At 55.1% G+C, this 24217-nt stretch carries 19 protein-coding genes and 1 pseudogene; all 20 read left to right on the plus strand.

Going from position 1 to position 24217, the window contains the following annotated elements; translation table 11 throughout:
* Positions 1-3: 3 nt before the first annotated feature.
* The 20 genes and pseudogenes from HMPREF9161_RS01330 to HMPREF9161_RS01425 all read left to right on the plus strand — a co-directional run bounded on the left by HMPREF9161_RS01330 (position 4) and on the right by HMPREF9161_RS01425 (position 24090).
* The gene (locus HMPREF9161_RS01330) at positions 4-1770 is read left to right on the plus strand and encodes a hypothetical protein (RefSeq protein WP_009727873.1); all 1767 of its coding nucleotides are present in this window, start codon (positions 4-6) and stop codon (positions 1768-1770) included.
* Between the two features lie 35 nt (positions 1771-1805).
* Positions 1806-5198, plus strand: coding sequence for a DNA polymerase III subunit alpha (locus HMPREF9161_RS01335; RefSeq protein WP_009727874.1), 3393 nt, complete (start codon positions 1806-1808; stop codon positions 5196-5198).
* A 9-nt stretch (positions 5199-5207) separates the two neighbouring features.
* Positions 5208-5876 (plus strand): annotated as a pseudogene (locus HMPREF9161_RS01340) (pseudouridine synthase); the annotation flags it as partial.
* 58 nt (positions 5877-5934) lie between these two features.
* Positions 5935-7188 (plus strand): NAD(P)/FAD-dependent oxidoreductase, encoded by a 1254-nt coding sequence (locus tag HMPREF9161_RS01345; protein WP_037348521.1) that lies wholly within the window; start codon positions 5935-5937, stop codon positions 7186-7188.
* Positions 7189-7193: 5 nt separating this feature from the next.
* Entirely contained in the window at positions 7194-8519 is a 1326-nt protein-coding gene (gene aroA, locus HMPREF9161_RS01350) for a 3-phosphoshikimate 1-carboxyvinyltransferase (protein WP_009727877.1), read from the plus strand.
* 3 nt (positions 8520-8522) lie between these two features.
* Complete coding sequence (gene cmk, locus HMPREF9161_RS01355) at positions 8523-9176, plus strand: (d)CMP kinase (protein WP_009727878.1); 654 nt, start codon at positions 8523-8525, stop codon at positions 9174-9176.
* 16 nt (positions 9177-9192) lie between these two features.
* Positions 9193-9798, plus strand: coding sequence for a 1-acyl-sn-glycerol-3-phosphate acyltransferase (locus HMPREF9161_RS01360; protein ID WP_009727879.1), 606 nt, complete (start codon positions 9193-9195; stop codon positions 9796-9798).
* A gap of 74 nt (positions 9799-9872) precedes the next feature.
* Positions 9873-10631: an MBL fold metallo-hydrolase gene (locus tag HMPREF9161_RS01365; protein ID WP_009727880.1), complete on the plus strand. Its 759-nt coding sequence runs from the start codon at positions 9873-9875 to the stop codon at positions 10629-10631.
* 16 nt (positions 10632-10647) lie between these two features.
* Positions 10648-11757 (plus strand): S1C family serine protease, encoded by a 1110-nt coding sequence (locus HMPREF9161_RS01370; RefSeq protein ID WP_009727881.1) that lies wholly within the window; start codon positions 10648-10650, stop codon positions 11755-11757.
* On the plus strand, positions 11758-12237 hold the full coding sequence (rlmH, locus tag HMPREF9161_RS01375; RefSeq protein WP_009727882.1) for a 23S rRNA (pseudouridine(1915)-N(3))-methyltransferase RlmH: 480 nt from the start codon (positions 11758-11760) through the stop codon (positions 12235-12237).
* Between the two features lie 167 nt (positions 12238-12404).
* The gene (gene gdhA, locus HMPREF9161_RS01380) at positions 12405-13754 is read left to right on the plus strand and encodes an NADP-specific glutamate dehydrogenase (RefSeq protein WP_009727883.1); all 1350 of its coding nucleotides are present in this window, start codon (positions 12405-12407) and stop codon (positions 13752-13754) included.
* 159 nt (positions 13755-13913) lie between these two features.
* Complete coding sequence (locus HMPREF9161_RS01385; RefSeq protein WP_009727884.1) at positions 13914-14738, plus strand: undecaprenyl-diphosphate phosphatase; 825 nt, start codon at positions 13914-13916, stop codon at positions 14736-14738.
* Between the two features lie 12 nt (positions 14739-14750).
* On the plus strand, positions 14751-15380 hold the full coding sequence (gene pth, locus HMPREF9161_RS01390) for an aminoacyl-tRNA hydrolase (RefSeq protein ID WP_009727885.1): 630 nt from the start codon (positions 14751-14753) through the stop codon (positions 15378-15380).
* Between the two features lie 493 nt (positions 15381-15873).
* Positions 15874-17703, plus strand: coding sequence for a glutamine--fructose-6-phosphate transaminase (isomerizing) (gene glmS / locus HMPREF9161_RS01395; protein ID WP_009727886.1), 1830 nt, complete (start codon positions 15874-15876; stop codon positions 17701-17703).
* An 87-nt stretch (positions 17704-17790) separates the two neighbouring features.
* Positions 17791-19062, plus strand: a complete 1272-nt coding sequence (locus tag HMPREF9161_RS01400; RefSeq protein ID WP_009727887.1) for a threonine/serine exporter ThrE family protein — start codon at positions 17791-17793, stop codon at positions 19060-19062.
* Between the two features lie 24 nt (positions 19063-19086).
* A complete protein-coding gene (locus HMPREF9161_RS01405) occupies positions 19087-20277 on the plus strand; it encodes a multidrug effflux MFS transporter (RefSeq protein ID WP_009727888.1) in 1191 nt (396 codons plus the stop codon).
* 86 nt (positions 20278-20363) lie between these two features.
* A complete protein-coding gene (locus HMPREF9161_RS01410) occupies positions 20364-21041 on the plus strand; it encodes a response regulator transcription factor (protein WP_009727889.1) in 678 nt (225 codons plus the stop codon).
* On the plus strand, positions 21038-22339 hold the full coding sequence (locus HMPREF9161_RS01415; protein WP_009727890.1) for a cell wall metabolism sensor histidine kinase WalK: 1302 nt from the start codon (positions 21038-21040) through the stop codon (positions 22337-22339). Before HMPREF9161_RS01410 ends, HMPREF9161_RS01415 begins: the two co-directional genes overlap by 4 nt.
* A gap of 69 nt (positions 22340-22408) precedes the next feature.
* Positions 22409-23248: an energy-coupling factor transporter ATPase gene (locus tag HMPREF9161_RS01420; RefSeq protein ID WP_037348753.1), complete on the plus strand. Its 840-nt coding sequence runs from the start codon at positions 22409-22411 to the stop codon at positions 23246-23248.
* Entirely contained in the window at positions 23233-24090 is an 858-nt protein-coding gene (locus HMPREF9161_RS01425) for an energy-coupling factor transporter ATPase (protein ID WP_009727892.1), read from the plus strand. Before HMPREF9161_RS01420 ends, HMPREF9161_RS01425 begins: the two co-directional genes overlap by 16 nt.
* The last annotated feature ends 127 nt before the right edge of the window (positions 24091-24217 follow it).

A 24217-nucleotide genomic window follows, 5' to 3' on the forward strand; every position in this document is an offset into this window, starting at 1 on the left:
CACATGTATGGGAAAGCTCCGCAGGGGGAATATACCGCAGAAGAAAAGATGAACTGGCTCAAATTAGCCGCAAAATTTTCTGCAGACGGAGATTTAAAGGGGATGCGCGCGTGCGCACAAGAAGTCGATAAACTCGTGGAAGGCGATATCGATGCGGTTGCGGTAAATGCCGAAGCCGCCCTCTACAGCGGCAGTATCGACGAGGCAGAAGCGCTTGCTCGGCAGGTGCTCCGCGTTCATCCGCGCCATCCGCGCGCACGTATGGTGCAGGCGGGGCTTGCGGCACTCGAGTTTAGGCTGAAAGATGAGATTCCTCTGCTGGCCGATCTCATCGAGGAGCTCTCTCTCAAGGCAGAGATTCTCGGAGAAGACGATCCTGCCTATAGTATTTACCGGCAGATGCTTAAACGTGCGCGCGGATGGCTGGCTGATGCCCTCTATCTTGGCGGAGAGCCAAAGGGGGCCGCACATGAGCTCCTCATGTCGAGTCGTCTCGCGAAAGAGCCGGCCGAGGCCGCCGAACTTTACAGCAAATATCTTTTCATGCGGAATTATCGGTATCTCAGTGCGCGCGAGGGGAAAGAGCGGGCGGAACGCTATAACGATATGCTCTCCACAGGGGAGTACAAGCATGAAAGTGCATTGCGAACGGAGCACCGAAAGCTTCGTATCGGTTATATATCCCCGGATTTCCGAGAACACGCCGTCGCTTATTTTTTAACGCCGCTCCTGCGGCATTTTGACGGCGAGAGATTTATGGTATTCTGTTATGCGACGGGGAGGAGCGATAAGGTAACGGATCGTTTACGTTCACGTCGTGTCACATGGCGCGACCTGCGCAGCCGATCTCCGCGTACGTCTGCGCGGCTCGTTAACGAGGATAAAATCGACATTCTTGTTGATCTTTCCGGGCATTCGCAGGACAACGCTCTGCCCGTTATGGCGTACCGCCCCGCACCCGTTCAGATCTCCGGTATTGGCTATACGAATACGACGGGACTGCATACCGTAGATTACTTCCTCTCGGACGAGGTTTGTATTCCCAAAGGGGATACCGCTGCAGAGTCCGGATTTACCGAACGGATCCTGCGTTTGCCGCATTCACATCTCTGCTATGCACCGGAAGATATCCGCACCATGCCGGAGAGCGGGGGCGAAGCGCCTGTGCGCAGGAACGGATATGTCACCTTTGGAAGTTTCAATAATTTTGCTAAAGTGACGGATGAAATCCTGCTCCTTTGGCGCGGTATTTTAGAATCTGTGCGTGATTCCAGGATTGTCATCAAGTCGAAGATATGCAGTATTGACGACGGAAAAGACTTCTTGAAAAAACGGCTTTCTCTTCTGAATTTTGACCTTTCCCGCGTTGAACTGCGTCCCTATAGTCCCGATTATCTGGAACAGTATCGGGATATCGATATTGCGCTCGACACCGCCCCTTATAACGGCGGACTTACGACATGTGAAGCCCTCTATATGGGCGTACCGGTCATCTCCATGCGAGGTCGTACGCATGGGGCGCGCTTTGGCGCATCTATTCTCATCAATGCAGGGCTGCGGGAACTCGTCGTTGAAAACGACATCAATTACGTCCGCCGCGCCGTTCAGTTGGCGGAGTCGCCGAAACTGATCGAGGCGTATCATGCGGGACTTCGAACGAATATGAAACGATCTCCCCTGATGGATGCAAAATCTTATATGCGTGCGCTGGGAGATGCGTATATGAAGGTATGGAAAGATTTCTGCGAGCAGCCGAGACCTAACAAATAGACGATCGTGAATCGAACGAGAGGAGGGATATACGCATGGCCTTTGTCCATCTGCATGTGCATACGGAATACAGCTTGCTTGACGGCGCGAGCCGGATTAAGGATCTTGTACAGCGTACGAAAGAGCTGGGGATGGACGCGGTTGCCATCACGGATCACGGCGTTATGTATGGCGCCGTTGCATTCTATAAGGAGGCAAAAGCACAGGGCATCCATCCGATCATCGGCTGCGAAGTCTATGTTGCCCCCCGATCGCGTCATGAACGCGCGGAGGCGGACGGCGTTCGATATTATCATCTTATTCTGCTTGCGGAGAACGAAGTAGGATATCGTAACTTAGTTCAACTCGTATCCTTCGCGAATATCGAGGGATATTATTATAAGCCTCGGGTGGATAAAGAACTTCTGCGAGAGTATCATGAGGGGATCATCGCCCTCTCCGCCTGTGTGGCGGGGGAGATTCCGCGCGCCGTACTGCGGGGAGACATTGAACAGACAGAGCAGATCCTTGCGGAATACGTGGATATATTCGGCCGCGATAACTTTTTCCTCGAGATACAGGATCATGGACTCAGCGATGAAAAGACGGTCAATCACGCATTGCGGGAACTTGCCGCAAAGCATGGGATAGGACTTGTCGCGACGAACGACGTGCACTATGTGCGCGCGGAGGACAGCGAGTTTCACGATATCCTCCTCTGCGTGCAGACGGGACGGACTATCAATGACCCCGACCGCATGCGGTTTTCTGGACCCGATTACTATCTGAAATCCGAAGAGGAGATGGCGTCCCTCTTCCGGGATTATCCGGACGCCGTCGAGAATACGGCGAAGATTGCCGCACGCTGCCGCGTAGACTTTACCTTCGGAGAGTTGCAACTGCCGTTTTATCCCATTCCGGAAAACTTCGAGAATGACGACGCATATTTGCGGACGCTCTGTGAGGAACGCCTGCCGTCTCGTTATGCGGATATTACGGATGAGATTCGCGAACGCCTCGACTATGAGCTCGGCGTCATTCATGGGATGGGGTATGCCAGCTACTTCCTCATCGTGTGGGATTTCATCATCTACGCGCGGGAGCACGGCGTCGCCGTCGGCCCCGGCCGCGGTTCTGCGGCGGGCAGCATTGTCGCATATCTGCTCGGCATCACGAACATCGACCCGCTCCGCTACGCGCTCCTCTTTGAGCGGTTCTTGAACCCCGAACGCGTATCCATGCCGGATATCGATATCGACTTCGACGATATCAACCGCGGACGGGTGATTTCGTATGTCAAAGAGCGGTACGGCGAGGACCATGTCGCCCAGATTGCAACCTTCGGAACGATGGGGGCAAAGGGCGCGATCCGCGATGTGGGGCGTGTCCTTGAGATGTCGTTCGGCGAGGTATCAAGCATTACCAAGCTCGTTCCCGCAGAACTCAATATGAGCCTTGACCGCGCGCTGAAGGAATCCGCCGATTTTCGCCGCCTCTACGATGAAGACGAGTCCGTGCAGCGCGTCATCGATCTTGCGCGCAAGATCGAAGGACTGCCGCGCAATACGTCCATTCATGCGGCGGGCGTGGTGATCGCAAAGGAACCGCTCGCCCATCATGTGCCCGTATGGGTGTCTGAGGGGACGCTCGTCACGGAGTTCGATAAGGACGACGTCGAGGCGCTTGGCCTTCTCAAGATGGATTTTCTCGGGCTGCGCACGCTAACCATTATCGAGGATGCTCTGAAGAATATCAAACAGTCCCACGGTATTGACCTCGACATCGACAATATCCCTCTTGAAGACAACTTAACCTCACAAATGCTTTGCAATGGCGATACGGGGGCCGTCTTCCAGATGGAGTCTGCGGGGATGACAAACCTCGTCAAGGATCTGCAGCCGAAGGGATTTGTCGACCTCATTCCAACGGTTGCGCTCTATCGGCCGGGGCCTCTCGGCAGCGGTATGGTAACAGATTTCATCGACGGCCTGCACGGGAAAAAGGAAGTCGCCTATATGCACCCGCTCTTAGAACCGATCCTCAAAGAGACGTTCGGCGTTGTGCTTTACCAAGAGCAGGTTATGCAGATCGTCCAGGTGCTTGCGGGCTTTACGCTCGGACAGGCAGACCTCCTGCGCCGCGCGATGGGCAAGAAGAAACACGATCTCTTGATGGCACAGAAGGAGGCCTTTCTCGCAGGCTGCGCGAAAAATGGGCTCGAAGCCGCACTTGCGAATCATATCTTCGATTTGCTCACACATTTTGCGGACTACGGGTTCAATAAGTCCCACAGCGCGTCCTACGGACTGCTCGCATGGCAGACCGCGTACCTCAAGGCGCATTATCCCGTGGAGTTCATGGCGGGCGTTCTGACCAGCATTATGGATAAGACGGATAAGATCCCGGTCTATATCCAGCTCTGCCGTCAAATGAAGATTAAGATTCTGCCGCCGGATATTAATTCCAGCACGGCGGGATTCAGTATCGAGGACGGTGCGATACGGTTCGGGCTTGCGGCCGTTCGCAACGTCGGCGAGAATGCGATTGCGGTGCTGGAACGGGTGCGCACGGAGGGCGGGGCGTTCCGCTCTTTGGTCGATTTCTGCACGCGCGTCGATATGCGGACGCTCAACAAGAGAGCAATCGAGAGCCTCATCAAATGCGGGGCATTCGACAGTATCGGAGTGGAGCGGAATCGGCTGCTTGCGGCACTCGATTCCGCCATTATGGATGCGGCGCGCAGACAGCGAGATTTGCTCAGCGGGCAGATGGGGCTTTTTGGAGACGATACGATGGAGGAGGTACAGCAGGTTCGTATCTCCGCCGATGTTCTCCCCAGCACGCAGCGGGAACGCCTGACATGGGAAAAGGAAGCGACGGGGTTCTATATTACGGGACATCCTCTCGAGGACTACCGCGAGACGCTGGACTGCCTCCTGCCGATTGCGCAGATTCCGGCTAAGGCGCATAGGGACCGCCAGACGGTTCGTATCGGCGGAATCCTAACGAGTACGAAACGATTCACCACCAAGAAGGGCGACACGATGCTCTTTGCCGATGTGGAAGATTTCAGCGGCCAAATTGAGGTGACGATTTTCCCGCGGGTCTTTTACGCACATGTATCAGACCTGGAGACGGACAATATCGTTGTCATTCAAGGCCACGTCGATGCGGCGGGGGAAACGCCAAAGCTGCTTGCAGATGAAATTTGGCGCATGGACGCGTATCGGACGTCATATTATCTGATTCCGCCCAAAGAGGCAGACCGGAACCTACTTTGGGCGCAGATGAAAGAATCATTTTCCAATCATCAAGGGGATCATCCCGTCTATGTGCAGAGCGACGGCCGATGGCGCAGGCTTGACGAGGCGTATTGGATTGACGGCAGCCCCGCGGTTGGGCAGGAACTCATAGCGCTCTTGGGCGCGCAGTCGGTTCGGGTTCGATAGAGGTTTTGGATGGAAGAACGACTGCAAAAAATTCTCAGCAATGCCGGTATTGCCTCACGGCGCCGCTCTGAGGAGCTGATCCGTGCGGGGCATGTGACCGTGGACGGCGCTCGTGTGGCGAAACTCGGCTGCAAATATGATCCCGCGCTGCATGAGATTGCTGTGGACGGCGTTCCCGTACGGCTCCCTGCCGAGCATATCTATATCCTTCTCAATAAGCCGCGCGGCTGCATCTCTACGGCATATGACGATCGCGGACGAAAGACGGTCCTTGATCTATTGCCGGATACCTCCGCACGGCTCTATCCCGTGGGGCGCCTCGATGCCGATACGGAGGGGCTCCTCCTCATCACGAACGACGGCGCCATGACGCAGGGGCTGCTGCATCCGCGCTTTGAAATCGATAAGGTGTACCATGCGCAGGTTACGGGAGACGTGACAGAGGAGAAACTTCGGCGCCTGTGCGGCGGCGTTTTGCTCGAGGACGGCAAAACGGCGCCGGCACGCGTGCGCATCCTTAGGAAAGACCACGGCAGTACGACGGTTGAGGTCATCATCCACGAGGGGCGCAACAGGCAGGTACGTCGTATGTTCGCCGCCGTCGGATGCCGCGTATGCGCGCTGCGGCGCGTTCGCTTTGCGATGCTGACGCTCAAGGGCCTTCCTTGCGGCGCCGCGCGGTATTTGACGGCGGAGGAGATACGTGAACTTAGAGTACTTTCGGGGGTGACATGCAGTGAAGCGGATTGTGATCGTAGGCGCTGGCCCCGCAGGGATGATGGCGGCGGCGGCAGCCGCAGAATGCGGCGGGAGCGTTCTACTGCTCGAGAAAATGCAGCGTATCGGCCGCAAGATGATGATCACAGGAAAAGGCCGCTGCAACGTCACGACCGCAGATGATGTGCCGGAAATCATCAAAAACATCGTGGGAAACGGCCGCTTTCTCAACAGTTCCGTCCGTGCGTTTGACAATGCGGCAGTGATGGCGTTCTTTGAGAAGGCGGGCGTGCCGCTCAAAGTGGAGCGCGGCAATCGGGTATTTCCCGAAAGCGATTCTGCCGCCGATGTCGTAGATGCGATGCTGCATCATCTGCACCAGCTGCATGTGGATATCCGCACGCAGACCTCTGTGGCGGATATCGTCGCGGAGAACGGCGCTGTGTGCGGCGTACGGCTGCAGAGCAGCGATACCGTTTCGGCGGATGCCGTGATTGTCGCCGTTGGGGGCGCGTCCTATCCGCTCACCGGTTCGACGGGCGACGGCTACAAGATGGCGCGCGCGGCGGGACATCATATCACACCGATTTTTCCTGCGCTCGTTCCGCTCTGTACGGCGGAGCCGTGGGTGCGGGACGTGCAGGGGCTCTCTCTGCGCAATGTCCGTGCGGCGCTCTATCACGCGGGGAAAAAGCAGGCGGAGGAGTTCGGCGAGATGATGTTCACGCATTTCGGCGTTACGGGACCGATCGTCCTGCGCCTCAGCCGCCGCGCGTCCGAACTTCTCTCGCAGGGGGCGCATCGGCTGGACCTTCGGCTGAATCTTAAACCCGCGCTGACGCCGGATGTGCTCCGTACGCGGATAGACCGAGATTTTTCAAAATATCAGCGGAAACAGCTGCATAACGGCATGGTCGATTTACTGCCGCACCGGCTCATCGACATCGTGCTCCGCACCGCAGAGCTTTCGCCGGAGCGTCCCGCGGGACAGGTCTCGGCAAAGGAACGCAATCGATTGGTTCAAACGCTGCAGGCGCTGCCGCTCACGGTTACGGGAACGCGCCCCCTTGCGGAGGCGATTGTTACCGCGGGCGGCATAGACACGCGCGAGATTGACCCGCGTACGATGGCGTCCAAGCTCGTGCGCAGGCTTTATTTCGCGGGAGAAGTAGTCGATGTGGACGGCTTTACGGGCGGCTATAATTTGCAGGCGGCGTTCTCGATGGGGCATGCGGCGGGGTATCATGCTGTACAGAATCTAGAGGGGGAATGAAATCCATGACGGAAGTGAAAAAAATTGCCCCCGCCCTTTGCGGCTGGACGGGAGAAATCGATATCCCCGGAGATAAGTCCATCTCGCATCGCAGCGTAATGCTCGCCGGACTTGGCAGCACGCCGGTTCATATCAAGAACTTCCTCCATGCCGCCGATTGCCTTTCAACGGTCGGCGTGATGCGCGCGCTCGGCACGCGCGTAGATTTTCTCAAAGAGGATGAGCTGACGGTGACGGGGCGCGGCTTTCGCGGCCTCTCTGAACCCGCGTCCATACTCGACGCCGGCAACTCTGGGACAACGCTCCGCCTGATGATAGGGCTGCTCGCGCCGCAGCCGTTTTTTTCGGTATTTACGGGAGACGCATCGCTCTCGCGGCGGCCGATAGGACGTGTGCTCCGACCTCTCTCAGCAATGGGGGCGCGCATCTACGGCCGCAGCGACAACAACAATTTGCCGCTCAGTATTGTCCCGACAGGTCGGAAACTAAACGGCATCACCTATGACAGCCCGGTTGCGAGCGCACAGGTAAAGTCCGCCGTGCTGCTCGCGGGGCTGTATGCGGACGCGCCGACGAGCGTGACGGAGCCGTTCGTCTCGCGCGACCATACGGAGCGCATGCTTACGGGATTCGGCATCCGCGTGGAACGCACGGGGCGCAGTGTGCATATCTTTCCGCCGGAACATGAAGAGGAATACCGTCCACCCGAGGAGATCACAGTGCCGGGCGATATCAGTTCCGCGGCATATTTTCTCGTTGGGGCGAGCATCATAGCGGGCAGCCGTCTCCTGCTCAAAAACGTGGGGGTGAATCCGACGCGCACGGGGATTTTGGATATCCTCAATGAGATGGGGGCGCACATTTCGCAGCGGAATGAACGCACGAGCGGCGGCGAGCGCATGGCCGACCTCTCCGTGGAGGCCGCCGATCTGCACGGCGTAAGATTCGGCGCGGACATCATGCCGCGTCTCATCGACGAGATTCCCATTCTCGCTGTGGCGGCGATCTCTGCCGAAGGAGATACCGTAATTACGGGCGCGGGTGAGCTGCGTGTGAAGGAAACCGACCGCCTGCATGCAATTGCCACAGAGTTTGGGAAGGTCTCGCAGGGCAGTGTTGAAGAGCTGGAAGACGGCCTCGTCATTCACGGGAAACGTCCCGTTCACGGCGGACAAGTCGACAGTCACGGAGACCACCGCATGGCGATGTCTCTCGCTGTGCTGGGGGCTGCGGCCGGCGGCATCGACATCGAAGACCCTTCCAGCGTCAATATCTCATATCCCAGTTTTTTCACACAGTTAGAGCGGCTGAGCAAAGCATCGGAGGAATGAACTATGAAACGTATCGTTGCCATCGACGGGCCGGCGGGGGCAGGGAAGAGCACCGTTGCAAAAATTGTTGCGGAACGTCTCGGCTATACCTACATTGACACGGGGGCTATGTACCGCGCCGTGGCGTGGAAGACGCTCCGACATGACGGGGCTGTTACGGATGCGGCGATTCTCCATGCGGTTCGGGATATCGACGTGCAGTTGTCTGCCGTATCCGGCACACTGCATGTCACTGTGGACGGCACGGATGTGACGGGGGAGATTCGCAGCCCCGAGGTGACGCATATCGTCTCGCGTGTGGCGGCGCTGGGCCCCGTACGTGAAAAGATGGTCGAACTCCAGCGCGCGATGGCGGCCTCGGGCAAGGTTGTCATGGATGGGCGCGATATCGCAACGAACGTCCTCCCGAATGCGGATGTCAAAGTATTCCTCAGCGCCTCGGTCGAAGAGCGTGCGCGTCGCCGCTGTAAGGAGATGCAGGCGAAGGGCTACGATGTCGATTTGGATGAGCTGCAAAAAGAGATTGCCGCGCGTGACAAGCAGGACAGAGAGCGCGCAATCTCTCCGCTGCGCAAGGCGGACGATGCGGTTCTCATCGATTCGACGGGACTCTCGATTGAGGCCGTTGTGGAACGCATTCTCGAACTCTGCGCATAGAATAAGGAGCGTTATTATGGTATACGCCTTTTTTCAATATTTCTTTCGCTTGATTTTTTATGTCATTTTCCGTACGCGCGTCTTCGGCCGTGAAAACATACCGAAGGAGGGCGCCGTCATTTTAGCGGCGAATCATGCGAGCAACGCCGACCCGCCGCTCATGGCAAGCCTCATCGACCGCCCCGTGAGCTATATGGCGAAGATTGAGCTGTTTGAAAATCCTATTTTCGGCGGCATCATCCGCCGCTGTCACGCATTTCCCGTAAAGCGCGGCGCATCTGACCGCAGCGCTATTAAAACAGCCGTGCAGGTACTCAAAGAGGGCCGCATTCTCGGACTGTTTCCGGAGGGAACGCGCAGCAAGACGGGGGATCTGCAAAAACCCGAGGCAGGCGTCGCGCTGCTTGCGGCGATGACGGGAGCGCCCGTCGTGCCCGTTGCGATCTTGAATTCACATCGCATCTTTGCCTACGGCGGGAAATTTCCCGCCTTACGCATTATGTATGGGCGGCCGATTTCATTTCAAGGAGATCGAAAGAGCAAAGATGCTCTGGATGGCTTTTCCGATGAAGTTATGGCACGAATTGCTGAGATGCGGGAAGAACTAAAGCAAATATCTTAAATTGTCTCATATAAATTTTGCAGGAAATTTACAGGCAAACGGAATATGATGATGCGCAGAGAGGAGACGGGGGATTGCGGGTATCCATACTGGCGAGCGGAAGCAAAGGGAACGCCGTGTACGTCGAACTGGACGGCATACGGCTGCTCATTGATGCCGGCATATCGGCGGCACGGATCAAAAAGTCTCTTACACAGTATGGCGTTGTTCCGCAATCGCTCGACGCGGTTCTTGTGACGCATGAGCATATCGACCATGTGCGCGGACTCAGGGCTCTCTGTAAACAGTACCGGCTGCCCGTTCTTGCCACACGGGGAACGCTCGAGAACATTGAGGATGCCGCATCGCTTGCCGACGACGATATGCACAGTATCACGGGCGAATTTTCCATCGGCAGCGTGCGCGTACAGCCCTTCGCCACCTCTCATGATGCGGCGGAGCCCTGCGGGTTCCGCATCGAAGGCTCCGCCTGCTGCACCCTTGCCACGGATCTCGGCGTTGTAACGGACAGTGTGCAGGATGCAATCGACGGGGCGGACGTGCTTGTTCTCGAGGCAAATCACGATCCCGAGATGCTGCGGCGCGGCGGGTATCCTTGGCCGCTCAAACGCCGCATTCTGTCGAACCGCGGTCATCTTGCCAACAATGAGGCGGCGTGGGCGCTCATGAGAATGAAGAAACACCCGCGTAAAGTCTATCTCGCTCATCTGTCCGAAGAGAATAACCGGCCCGGACTTGCTCATGATACGGTTCATGATATTCTCTCCGCCCACGGCGTCGTTTTGGATATCGAATCCTGTCTGCCAGAGGGCGGAGCGGAGACGATCATATAACAAAGGAGATGCTTTTATGAATTTCCGTTCTGCTTTGCGGCGCCGTAAGGGCGCGGTATTCATCGCGGCCATTTCCGCCGCATCCATCATTGTCTTTGGCGGATGCTCTATGGGGACAGCCGCAGACAACAGCGTCGGAGGCATAAGACCGACACAGACCGTCGACGTCTCGGGGCTGTCCGAGGCACGCAATACGCCCGTCGTGCGCGCGGCAAAGGTGGTCGGCCCCGCCGTCGTCGGTATTACGAACAAGGCCGTCGCACGGGATTGGTTCAATAATCCCGTAGAAACCGAAGGCGTCGGTTCCGGCGTCATCTTTCGAAAAGACGGATATATCGTAACGAATAATCATGTCGTCAGCGGCGCGAAGGAAATCGTCGTTTCTCTTTCCGACGGACGGAGTCTCAAGGGGAAACTCATCGGTAAGGACGAGTTTACAGACCTTGCCGTTGTCAAGGTAGACGCGAATGATCTTCCGACAGCTGCGTTTGGCAACTCTGACAACATCGTGGTCGGGGAGCCGGCCATCGCCATCGGCAACCCGATGGGGCTCGAGTTTCAGGGCAGCGTTACGGCAGGCGTCATCAGCGCGCTGAACCGTACGCTCGATATCAGCGATAAACGCGTGAAACTCCTTCAGACGGATGCGGCCATCAGCCCCGGCAACTCCGGCGGCGCGCTCGTGAATGCGGACGGCGAAGTCATCGGCATCAACAGCGCCAAGGTTGCGGCAACCGGCGTCGAGGGGATGGGATTCGCTATTCCGATCAATACCGTGCAGACCATCGTTAATGAACTGATTGAAAAAGGTTATGTCGCGCGTCCGTATCTCGGCGTGTCCGTCTTTGATCCGACGACGGCGGAACGTTACGGTTATCAACTCAACATCGACAAGGGCGTCTACATCTTCCGCCTCGCACTGGACGGTCCCTGCGGCAAGGCGGGCTTCCAGCGGGGCGATATTATCCTTGAGATCAATGGAGAAGAGATCAACAGCGTTGCCGATCTGCGCAATAAGATCGCCTCATATCAGGTTGGCGATAAGGTGACGATTACCTATGACCGCAACGATACGAAGCATAAGGCTGACGTCGTGCTCGAAGAGATGCCGCAGGAAGACAAATAAGTGCGGATCACCGTTCTATGTGCGGGGAAACTCAAAGAGCAATACCTGCGCGACGGCATCGCCGAATATACGAAGCGCCTGCGGACTTATGCAGACGTGTATATGATTGAGATTCCGGAGGAGCGGATGAAGGATGCGCCTTCTGCGGCGGAGAAACGGGAAACACTCCGCCGCGAGGGGATGCGTCTGCGTGCGCAGATTCCGAAAGGTGCGTATCTCATTGTGCTCGACGTCATCGGTACGGAGCTTTCCTCAGAGGAGTTGGCGGAAAGAGTCGGTAGGCTCTGTCTTGCGGGAAAGAGCCATATCGTCTTTCTCATCGGCGGCCCATTCGGCCTCTCTGACGAGGTGCGGCAGGCAGCGGATCTGCGGCTGTCATTCTCACATTTTACATTCCCTCATCAGCTCGTTCGATTAATGCTGATGGAGCAGGTCTACCGCGCGTTTAAAATCAACCGTGGAGAACCTTATCATTTATAAAGATAAAGACCGGAGAGGTTTCCGCATACGCCGCGGAAACCTCTCTTTTGTATTTCGTCTGCATATTGTATTCATGGCGGGAATCTCTATACAAGATTTCGGCCCTGTGCTATACTCAGTCACGTTCGTTGCGGAGCCGGTTGAACTATGAAAAAGGGGGAGACATCATGTCCAACATGAAACAGTATGTCAATGATATTCTCGGTCTCGTATCCAAACGTGACCCTGAACAATCACATTTCAAGAACACGGTGGAGGAGGTTCTGACCTCCGTTGTCCCCCTGTTGGAGAAACATCCGGAATACAAGGAGCATAAGATTTTAGAGCGGATGATTGAGCCGGAACGCGTCGTCTCGTTCCGTGTCCCTTGGGTGGACGACAAGGGAGAGATTCAGGTCAACCGCGGCTACCGCGTGCAGATGTCCAGCGCGATTGGCCCCTATAAGGGCGGTCTGCGCTTCCATCCAAGCGTTTCGCTTGATATTCTGAAATTTCTTGCCTTTGAGCAGGTGTTTAAGAATGCGCTGACGGGTTTGCCGATCGGCGGCGGCAAGGGCGGTTCCGATTTTGACCCGCACGGCCGTTCGGACAACGAAGTAATGCGGTTCTGCCAGAGCTTTATGACAGAACTCTATCGCCACATCGGGCTCAACGTCGATGTTCCCGCGGGGGATATCGGTGTCGGCGGACGTGAAATCGGGTACCTCTTCGGACAGTACAAGCGCATCCGCGATTCGTATGATGCGGGCGTCCTGACGGGGAAGCGCATCGATTACTGGGGAAGTCTCGCACGTACGGAAGCGACGGGTTACGGACTCCTCTATTTCGTCAAGAACATGCTCGATGCAAAGGGCATTGATTTAAAGGGAAAGACCGTTGTCGTTTCCGGCGCGGGCAATGTGGCGACCTATGCCATCGAAAAGGCGCAGGAGTACGGCGCAAAAGTGGTCAGCTGCTCGGATTCCAACGGATATATCTATGATCCGAACGGCATCGATCTCGCGGCGCTCAAAGACATCAAGGAAGTCCGCCGCGCCCGCATCAAGGAATATGTCAATACGCACCCGAATGCGGAATACCATGAGGGCTGCCGCGGCATTTGGTCCATCCGCTGCGATGTCGCGCTGCCCTGCGCAACACAGGATGAGATCGATCTCGATTCCGCAAAGCTGCTCGTTGCAAACGGTGTGAAGGCTGTCGGCGAGGGCGCGAATATGCCGTCGACCCTCGACGCGATCGCATACTTTAAGAGCAGCCATGTCCTCTTTGCTCCCGCAAAGGCGGCGAATGCCGGCGGCGTCGCGGTCTCCGCTCTCGAGATGTCGCAGAACTCCGAGCGTCTCCAGTGGACGTTCGACGAAGTCGACGGGCGTCTTAAGGACATCATGGTGAACATCTACAAGAACGCGAAGAAAAATGCGGAGCTCTATGCCGACCCGGACGATCTCGTCGCCGGCGCGAACATTACCGCGTTTGCAAAAGTTGCGGATGTTATGCTCGCACAAGGGCTTGTATAAACGATCTCAATTTTAAGTTAAAAGAGGCTGCCGGGGCAGCCTTTTTTCTATGCATATGCGGCGAGGTTCCTCTGTAAATTATGCAGATGCCGGAAAAATATGATATAATGGGCAGGATTTTACGATTGAGGGGAGTTCAGAATTTTGGAATTATCGCTGATGGAATTGTTAAAAGTCGTTGTTTTAGGTATCGTTGAGGGCCTGACCGAATGGCTGCCCGTATCGAGTACGGGGCATATGATTCTTATCGATGAGTTTATTCAATTGAATGTGACAAAGGCATTCATGGATATGTTCCTTGTGGTAATTCAGCTCGGTGCGATCCTCGCCGTTGTAGTGCTGAATGCCGGAAAGCTCAATCCGTTCTTAAAGCGCAAGTCGGCGCAGGAGCGGCGCGAAACTTTTGATCTTTGGGGGAAGGTCCTTGTCGCATGCCTTCCGGCAGCGGTCATCGGCCTTGCATTTAACAAGTATATGGAAGAACATTTTATGAATGCGCCCGTCGTCGCATCCACGCTGATTTTCTACGGGATTCTCTTTATTCTCGTAGAGCGTTGGAACAAGACGCGAACGCCGCGTGTGGAGCATCTCGCGCAGCTCGATTACCGAACGGCGTTCATCATCGGCGTATTTCAGGTGCTCTCGCTCGTTCCCGGTACCAGCCGATCGGGGGCGACGATTCTCGGCGGCATCATCTTTGGCGCAAGCCGGTACGTGGCGACGGAGTTCACATTTTTCCTCGCCATTCCCGTCATGTTCGGCGCCAGTTTCCTTAAACTCGTCAAATTCGGGTGGCATTATACGGGCGCGGAGCTCGTTATCCTTGCGCTCGGTATGGCGACGGCGTTTATCGTGTCGATTCTCTCCATTCGGTTCCTCCTGCGCTATATCAAACGCAACGATTTCACGGCATTCGGATGGTATCGAATTGCGCTCGGTATTGTCGTGCTGGGTTATCTGTTTCTTGTCGGCGACCCGACCTAAGGGGCATGTTCTATGAAAATAATTGCGGGACTTGGGAATCCCGGGGCAGAATATGCGCAGACGAAACACAACGTCGGGTTCATGCTGGTAGATGCGCTTGCGAACCGCATCGGCGGGCTCACATGGAAAGAGGCGTTCTCCTCTCTTGTGGGTGAGACGCGTATCGCCGGCGAAAAGGTGTTTTTGGTGAAACCGCAGACCTATATGAACGACAGCGGCACAGCGCTTGGTCCAATGCTTTCGTATTACAAATGCGAACCTGCCGAGCTCATCGTCGTCCATGACGATATGGATATTCCGGCAGGTACGGTACGGATTCGGCGCAAGGGCGGCTCCGGCGGACATAACGGCATCAAATCCATTATTGCGCATATCGGCGGAGAGGATTTTCCGCGCGTTCGTATCGGCATCGGGCGTCCGCCCGCAGGATGGACGGTCATCAACCACGTGCTGGCGCCGTTTTCCGAGGAAGATGCGCCGCGCATACGCGAAGCTATCGCATATCTCCTGCCGGCCATGGAGTGTATCGTCACGGACGGCGTAGATATGGCGATGAACCGATATAACCCGCAAAAGAAGAAAAACAGAGAATATGAGGGAACGGATGAAGCCCATAAAACGGAAAGAATCGAAGCGAAATGAATGCCAAAGTGTACTGTGAGGCCCCTCTATACCGATGCGAAAGCTAATATTTCTGAAGTGCGCGGCGTGGATGCCCTCGGTCGTATTCGCCGAAGCACATGTTCCGCTGACGCCTTTCGATTTGATGCCGTTATCGGACCCCGTGCGTTTATGAATACGGCTTCATGCGGAATTTCCACAGCTTGTCGTCGGCAGTTTCAGCCATTATGTAGCGCGCAATTGACTTCCTAGACCATTTCGGATAGAATGTCCCTGTGTATCAATGATACGCGGGGATTTCTTTTATTGAAAAGAACAAGGTTCTTAGCGCTGGCTCTGAATTTAGTACGGATATATTCAGAGGACGAGGAGAAGGTTGTCGAGCCGTCAGCGGATGCCTTCCGGCACGCTCTGTCGAGAGTCTGCGGTCAAAGCATGGGGGCGACCCCGTGGACAAAGCCGTGGATCGAGCGAAATTCCCTGAGAGATATTCTATCGATCAGGAGGTATATTTATGTGTGGAATTGTCGGATACGTCGGAGATCGCCAAGCGGCGGAATTCCTATTGGACGGATTGTCCAAACTGGAATACCGCGGCTATGATTCGGCCGGTATCGCTGTCTATGAAAACGGAAAAATTCGCATCGAGAAGAGCGTCGGGCGCCTTGCCGCCCTCCGTGAGCAGATTAAAGGACGTATGCCGGTCGGCAGTCTCGGGATCGGCCATACGCGCTGGGCGACGCACGGCCGTCCGTCCGATGTGAACGCACACCCTCACGCGGACTGCCACGGAGACTTTGCCGTCGTGCACAACGGCATCATTGAGAACTATTTGTCTCTTAAGGAAGACCTGATTGCCAAGGGACATGAATTTAAGTCCGAGACGGATACGGAAGTCGTAGCGCATCTTTTGGAGGAAGTCTATGCGGGAGACTTCGTTGCCGCAGTGCGCGAAGTTCTGCGCCGCATTGAAGGATCCTATGCGCTTGCCTTTATGAGCAAGGAACACCCCGATATGCTGATCTGCACGAAGCAGGATAACCCGCTCATCATCGGTCTCGGCGAGGGGGAGAATTTCATTGCGTCCGATATTCCGGCCATCATTTCGCGCACCCGCCGCACGTATATTCTCGGTGACGGCGAGCTTGCGGTTGTCCGCAAAGACGGCATTCAGGTGACCGACCGTGCGGGACAGCTCGTTACAAAGAAGGTGTTTGAGGTTACGTGGAATGCCGAAGCAGCGGAAAAGGGCGGTTACGAGCATTTCATGCTCAAAGAGATTCACGAACAGCCCAAGGCCGTCCGCGATACGATGAGCCAGCGTATTACGAATGACAAAAAGGCGATTTCGTTTGAAGAACTGGCGTGGAATGCGGACTATCTCAATTCGTTCAACAAGATTTACATCGTTGCATGCGGTACCGCCTACCATGCTGGGCTCGTAGGAAAATACTACATCGAAAAACTGGCGCGCGTCCTCGTCGAGGTAGACGTCGCCTCCGAGTTCCGGTATCGCGATCCAATTGTGGACGGGAGCACGCTGCTGATTGTCGTCTCCCAGTCCGGTGAGACGAGCGATACGCTCGCTGCACTCAAGGAATCTAAACGGCGAGGTGCAAAGACGCTTGCGATTACAAATGTTGTCGGATCGTCGATCGCGCGGGAAGCGGATCAGGTTGTTTATACATGGGCAGGTCCGGAGATTGCCGTTGCATCGACAAAAGCATATACGACACAACTTGTACTCTTCTTTATGCTCGCCCTTTACATGGCCGAGATCAAGGGGGCGATTCTGCCTGCGCGCACGGCGGAACTCGTAACGCAGTTACAGGAGATTCCCTCGCAGGTCTCGGAGATTCTCTCCGATGTGGAGCCGATCAAGACGTTCGCGAAACAGTACGGATTCAATGAGGATGTCTTCTATATCGGGCGCGGACTCGATTACTCGGTGTCGCTTGAGGGGGCGCTGAAGCTTAAGGAGATTTCCTATATCCATGCCGAGGCGTATGCGGCGGGGGAACTGAAACACGGTACCCTTGCGCTGATTGTCGAGGGGGTTCCCGTAATTGCGCTTGCGACCCAGCGGAATGTCTACGAAAAGACGCTCTCCAACATCAAAGAGGTCAAAGCGCGCGATGCCGTCGTCATCGGCATCGCTGCGGAGGGAGATACGGAACTTCAAAAGTACGTGGACCATGTGATCTATGTGCCGGCAACGGACGAGTTCATCATGCCGATTCTGTCGGTAATCCCGCTTCAACTGCTCTCCTACTATGCGGCCATTACGCGCGGATGCGATGTAGATAAGCCGCGGAACCTTGCAAAGTCCGTTACGGTCGAATAACAATTTTCTATAAAATACGCAGCAGAGCCTCGGCTCTGCTGTTTTTCTATCAAAAAGATGACAAGATGGTAGAATCGTGTTATAACTATGTTCACTATGATAAACGAAAAACAGCGCATCAATATCAACAATATTCTCGAGCGTGCCATCGATATCGGGCAGCGGATGCTGGTTGCCGGCGCGGAGGTCAGCCGCGTCGAGCGTACCATCGACTTCATATGCCGTGCCTACGGCGTGCGTCATGTCGACGTTATGGTGATCACATCAAGCATCGTCGTCACCATCCGCGGGGCAGATATCGGCGTGCTGACGCAGATGCGCCGCGTTCCACCGCAGAATTTTGACTTTCAGCGCCTCAAGGCGCTCAACCAGCTCTCGCGGGAGATCTGTGCGCAGCCGCGCACATCCGATGAAATTAAGGAACGGATCCGCCGGATTGATGCGATGGAGCAGCTCTCTCTCAAGGCATCTGTGTTTTATTGGGCGCTCATCGCGGCGAGTTTTTCCGCGTTCTTCGGCGGGCGCCTGGAGGATGCGGTCTGTGCGGGGGGTGTGGGAGCCCTTTTGCGTCTGCTGCAGTACGGTCTTAGTCTTACAAAGCTGAATGCCTATTGTTCGCTTGTCCTGCTGAGCTTCGTCGGCGGAATGCTCGCGAACTCGGTTCTGTGGTTCGGCATGGATATTCACCCCGCGGCAATTAACATGGGCAATATTATGCCTGTGATCCCGGGACTGGCGCTGATGAACTCCATTCGGGACATGTTCAGTCAGGAGACCATTTCAGGGCTGTTAAAAAGTGCGGAAGCAATTATTTTGAGCCTGCTGATCGCGGCGGGGTTTGCATTCAGCGCGACGGGGACGATCATTGCGTTTGACACACTTTGGTGGGTCTACCTGCTGACGTCACTTACGGGTGGGTTCTGCTTTCACATGCTCTTTCACGGGCATATCAAAGATGCGGGGATGGGAGCGCTCGTATGCATGGGGGCGTGGGCCTTTACCATGCTGTTCGTCGCACTCGACTGGAATGAATTTGCAGGGTATTTTGCAGGGGCCGTATTCGCAACGATTGCGGCGGAGATCCTCGCACGGTTCTATAAATGTCCCGCAACCATCTTCCTTATCATCGGCGTCATTGCGATGGTTCCGGGGGGAGCGCTGTACCGCACCATGTTTTATGCGGTCTCCGGAGATTGGGGAAAATTCGGGACGCAGGGGATCAAAACATTTCTCTATGCGGTCTCTATCGCCGCCGGAATCGTCATTGCAACGGCCGTATGGGAGACGATCAAGGCATGGCTGATTTCATATAGAAAGCGCGGCGACCACAACGACAGCGATACATGCCCCGTACGCTGAAATACGCTAGGAAGAGGAACCAAGATGGCTTTGACCGGATGCAGACGCTTTTGGCTGACCGTATTTCTGGGAATCATGACGGCAATTGCTCCGCTCTCTACGGATATGTACCTTCCGGCACTGCCGGAGGTACAGGCGGATTTTGGCGTTCCCACGTCGCTTGTCCAAATGACCCTTACAATGACGACCCTAGGGATGGCGATTGGTCAGATTCTTGCGGGGCCGCTCAGCGATCTATTGGGACGCAAGCGTCCGCTCTTTGTCGGCATGCTCGTATTTATCGCTTCGACGCTCGGCTGCGTGTTGGCCGAGGATATCTATTATTTTTTGTTCTTTCGTTTTTTTGCGGGATTTGCAGGAGCGAGCGGTATCGTCGTCGCGCGTGCCATCGCCCGCGATGTGTGCGAAGGAGCCGAACTCACGCAGTTCTTTTCCGTTCTGATGATGGTCAACGGATTTGCGCCGATCCTCGCGCCTGTAATCGGCGGACAAATACTGCTCTTCGCCGACTGGCGTGCGACGTTTGTTTTGCTGACGATCATCGGTATCTGTCTTGCGGGAGCGACACTTGCCTATAATGAGACGCTGCCAAAAGAGCGGCGCAGCGATAATGTTTCGGATTCTTTGAAGAAATTTCCCATACTGCTCAGAAATCGATATTTTTTAGGGCATTGCTTTCTCCAGTGTTTCGTATTCGGCGCCTTCTTTTGCTATTTATCCGGTTCCTCTTTTGTATTCCAAAACATATACAGCGTATCTCCACAGGGATATAGTCTGATCTTTGGCATCATCGGTTTAGGACTTCTCCTCTCCGGCGTTCTTCCCGCAAGACTTGCGGGACGGGTTCCGGATGTAACGCTGCTCAAATATTCCGTCCTCGTTCCGCTCTTTAGCAGCATTTTACTCCTGGCCGGTTTTTATTTTGAGGCGCCGCTTCTCATTATCGTATTTCTCCTTTTTATGACTGTCGTGCCGCTCTCGGTCATGGGCGCCGCCAGTTTTTCTCTCGCACTCTCGCGGCAGAGAAAGAACGCAGGCAGCGCATCCGCGCTGATCGGCTGTTTCTCCATGCTCCTCGGTGCGTGTATGATGCCGATTGTCGGGATCGCGGGAGATCATACCGCGCTTCCTATGTCTCTCATCATGGTGACCGGATACGCGCTCGGCACTTTTGTGTTTTTTCGCATGATCGCTCCCGACCATGCCGCCTCGTAGGGCTCTTTTCAGCTATCTTTCACCTCGTTTCCGTATAATTTTTATGCGGTATACATAAAACTTGACATACGCCGGGAGATGATATTATGCGGGTACTTCTAGCGGAAGATGATCTGCGTCTCGGAAAGCTGATCCAATATATGTTGGAACAAAATAATATTACGGTGGAATGGGTGACCGACGGGGACGATATCTACGAATATGCGATGTATGCGGAGTATGATATCCTGATCCTCGATTGGATGATGCCCGGAGAAAGCGGTGTGGACGCTTGCGCGCGTCTGCGCAGCAACGGCTACGATCGCGCCATTCTGATGCTGACGGCACGGGATTCCGTAGAGGATCGTGTGGCTGGCCTTGATGCGGGGGCGGACGACTATCTCGTCAAGCCGTTTGAGTTTTCGGAGCTGCTCGCGCGTCTGCGTGCGCTCGGCCGACGCTCGACACAGCGGATTCAGCATGAGGTGGATGAGATCGGCGGATTTAAACTCAACCGCACGGCCAATATTCTCGAAAAAAACGGAAAGATGATCCAACTCTCTCCACGCGAGTTCCAGCTCTTCGATCTTTTGGCGCAGAATATCGGTATCGTTGTGCCGCGCGACATTATACTGGATCGTATTTGGGGTCTTGAGGCTGATGTCAGCTCGAATAACATTGATTCCTATATGAAAATGCTGCGCAAAAAGCTGGATGCCGCCGGCGAAGGTTCCGCGATCAAGACGATTCGCGGCGTAGGCTACAAGCTGGAGCCGCAGCCTTGAACGAGCAGAATATATTCGGCCGCAGTCGGCTGCGGCTGATGCTGCGCTACGCGCTCGTTATGGGAGGACTAGTCATCGTCCTCCTCTTTGCGATGCATAAAACAATGGAGTGGGCAATTACGTCGGAGCAGGCACGCGAACTTCTTGACACGGCGAACAGTATCGCGGAATCACAGGCATATTACGAACTCCATCCGGGTGCCGATACGGATGAGGCCCAGCTGTACCGCAGCATGAATGATCGCCTCTTCTACTATGTGTTCAACGAAGAGGGGCGATTGATTAAATTTTCACGTGCCTCATATCGTATCGAGTCGTTTATTCTCGATATCATAGGAACGTGGAATGCTCCCGAACGTGAGGTCCGTGTATTTACAAAGACCGATGAGCGCGGGGGGCAGACAAAGCTCATGATGACGGCACAGACCGTCGTTAATCCGCCGCTTCCTCTGCAGACGGTATATGTCGGTAAGGATGTTACCGCTATGTATAACGGTATGGAGAAAGCGACGTCGGCGCTTGCCGTTTTGGGTGGCGCTGCGCTGGTTTTTGCTGCCGGCATCGGATACATTCTTTCCGGCGGTGCCATGAAGCCTGTGCGGGAAGCATATGAGCGTCAGCGCCAATTTGCCGCCGACGCCTCTCATGAACTGCGTACGCCGCTTGCTGTCGTGCTGGCATCAGCGGATCTTCTGCGCAGCGATACGTCGATTACCTCTCCATTTTTAAAACAGGTCATTGAAGACGTTCGTGATGAGGTCAAGAAGATGACCAAATTGGTGGGGGATCTCCTCACCGTCGCCCGCACAGACGGCAAGGCGAGCCAATTGAAAATGATCCGTATGGATATTGTCGCGGCGGCACAGCAGACTGTACGCATTATGCGTCCCTTTGCTGAGAAAAAGGATATCGTGATCGAAGAGGTCTTGCCGAAAAAGGCGGAACTGTGTGCGGACGAGCAGAAAATACGACAGCTGATCCTAATCCTCGTGGACAACGCCGTCAAGTATACGCCGGAGCACGGGCATATCAAGCTGTCTGTCACAGCGGATAAAGGGGAAGTCCTTCTCTCCGTATCGGATTCAGGAATCGGCATAGCGCCGGAGCATCGGGAGCGGATCTTCGATCGTTTCTATCGTGTGGATAAGGCTCGTTCTCGTCGAATGGGCGGAAACGGCCTGGGGCTTGCCATCGCCCGCGAGATTGTGGAGGCACATCACGGACATATTTCACTTGAGAGCGTGCCGGGGAAAGGCACAGTGTTCCATGTGCGGTTCAAAGAAAAGATCAAAAGTTAAACGGAGTTAAAGTTCATAATATGGAGAAGGAAAAAAAGATGCCGGGGGTTCATGGTGGATGTTGACAGAATGAAGGACACACCGTTCATCCGTCTGGATCATGTGACGCATATTTACGGAGCGGAGGATGCTGCGCCACACAAGGCCCTCAACGACATCTCTCTGTCCATTTGTACCGGTGAGTTTGTGGCAGTCCTGGGGGCGAACGGTTCCGGAAAATCGACACTTGCGCGCCATCTGAATGCATTGCTCCTCCCCACGGAGGGACACTGCACGATCGGCGGACGAGATACGCTTGATCCGGCACAACGACTTCATATCAGGCAGGACGTTAGTATGGTGTTTCAAAATCCGGATAATCAGCTCGTTGCGGCGGTCGTCGAAGATGACGTTGCCTTTGGACCAGAGAATCTCGGCATCCCTCCGGAAGAGATTCGAAAGCGTGTGCGGGATGCGCTTGTACTCGTCGGTATGGAATCTCATCGGCATGATTCGCCGCATCTTCTTTCGGGCGGACAGAAACAACGCGTCGCCATTGCGGGAGCACTCGCGATGCAGACGCGCGCGCTTGTGCTTGATGAGCCAACGGCGATGCTTGATCCGCGGGGGCGTGCGGAAGTTCTGTCCGCAGTCGGGATGTTGCATGAAAAATATGGTATGACCATCGTCTATATCACACATTTTATGGAGGAAGCGATTGCCGCCGATCGAATCGTACTGATGCATGAGGGACAGATTGTCATAGACGGTACACCGCATGAAGTTTTTTCCGATACGCGGCGCGTGAAGGCGTTAGGCCTCGACGTTCCTCTTGCAGCCGACCTAGCGGAACGACTGCGCCGCAAAGGAATGAAACTCCCGCCGCGCATATTGACAGATGAGGAGTTGATACGGTGCCTATTCGAGTAGAATCCGTCTCCTACACATATATGGAGGACACGCCCCTGTCGCATACGGCGCTGCACGATCTCTCACTGACAATTCAGGATGGATCCTTTACGGCGATTGCAGGAGAGACCGGTGCGGGAAAATCCACGCTGATACAAATGATCGGCGGTTTGATTGCGCCGACAAAGGGCGATATTTTTATAGACGATGTGCCGCTTTTCGGAAAGACGGCCAAAGAACGCAAAGCCGCATCTATAGTGCGGCTTCGCGTCGGTATGGTATTTCAATATCCGGAGCATCAGCTCTTTGAGGAGACGGTATACGAAGATATCGCATTTGGGCCGAGGAATCAAGGGCTTTCGGAGCAAGAGACAGATGTACGCGTTCGGGATGCCATGGATCTCGTACAGCTGAACGACGCATATCGGGATCGTTCTCCGTTTGCATTGTCCGGAGGAGAACAGAGGCGCGTCGCAATTGCCGGCGTACTTGCACTTTGCCCCAGCTATCTCGTCTTGGACGAACCGGCGGCAGGCCTTGATCCATGCGGCCGGGAATCGTTGATGTCGCTGCTTTCCATGCTTCACAAAGAGCGGAATATGACCGTCATCCTCGTCTCGCACAGTATGGAGGATATTCTGCGTGCGGCAAATCATCTTGTTCTGATTGCTGCCGGGCGGGTGGTCGGAGAGGGGGCGCCGAATGTTCTCTTCCGCAACAGCTCTCTACTTGAACGAGCGTCGCTGCGTGCGCCGCATATTTTAACGCTGGGACAAAAAATCACAGACGCGGGATACGACGTAATCGGCTGTACTTCTACAGAGGAGATGGCGCGGCGTATTATTGATCTGCAAAATAGATGAGTCTAAACATACCGGATAACAATATGTCCGGTATGTTTATTCTTATACCTTCATAAATCGAAATTTATCCCTAGTTTAGATAAATTTCCCCGTGTTTTGGACGGTTTCTAAAATCCGTACATTTGCA

The organism is Selenomonas sp. F0473, from assembly GCF_000315545.1.
Taxonomy (GTDB): Bacteria; Bacillota; Negativicutes; order Selenomonadales; family Selenomonadaceae; genus Centipeda.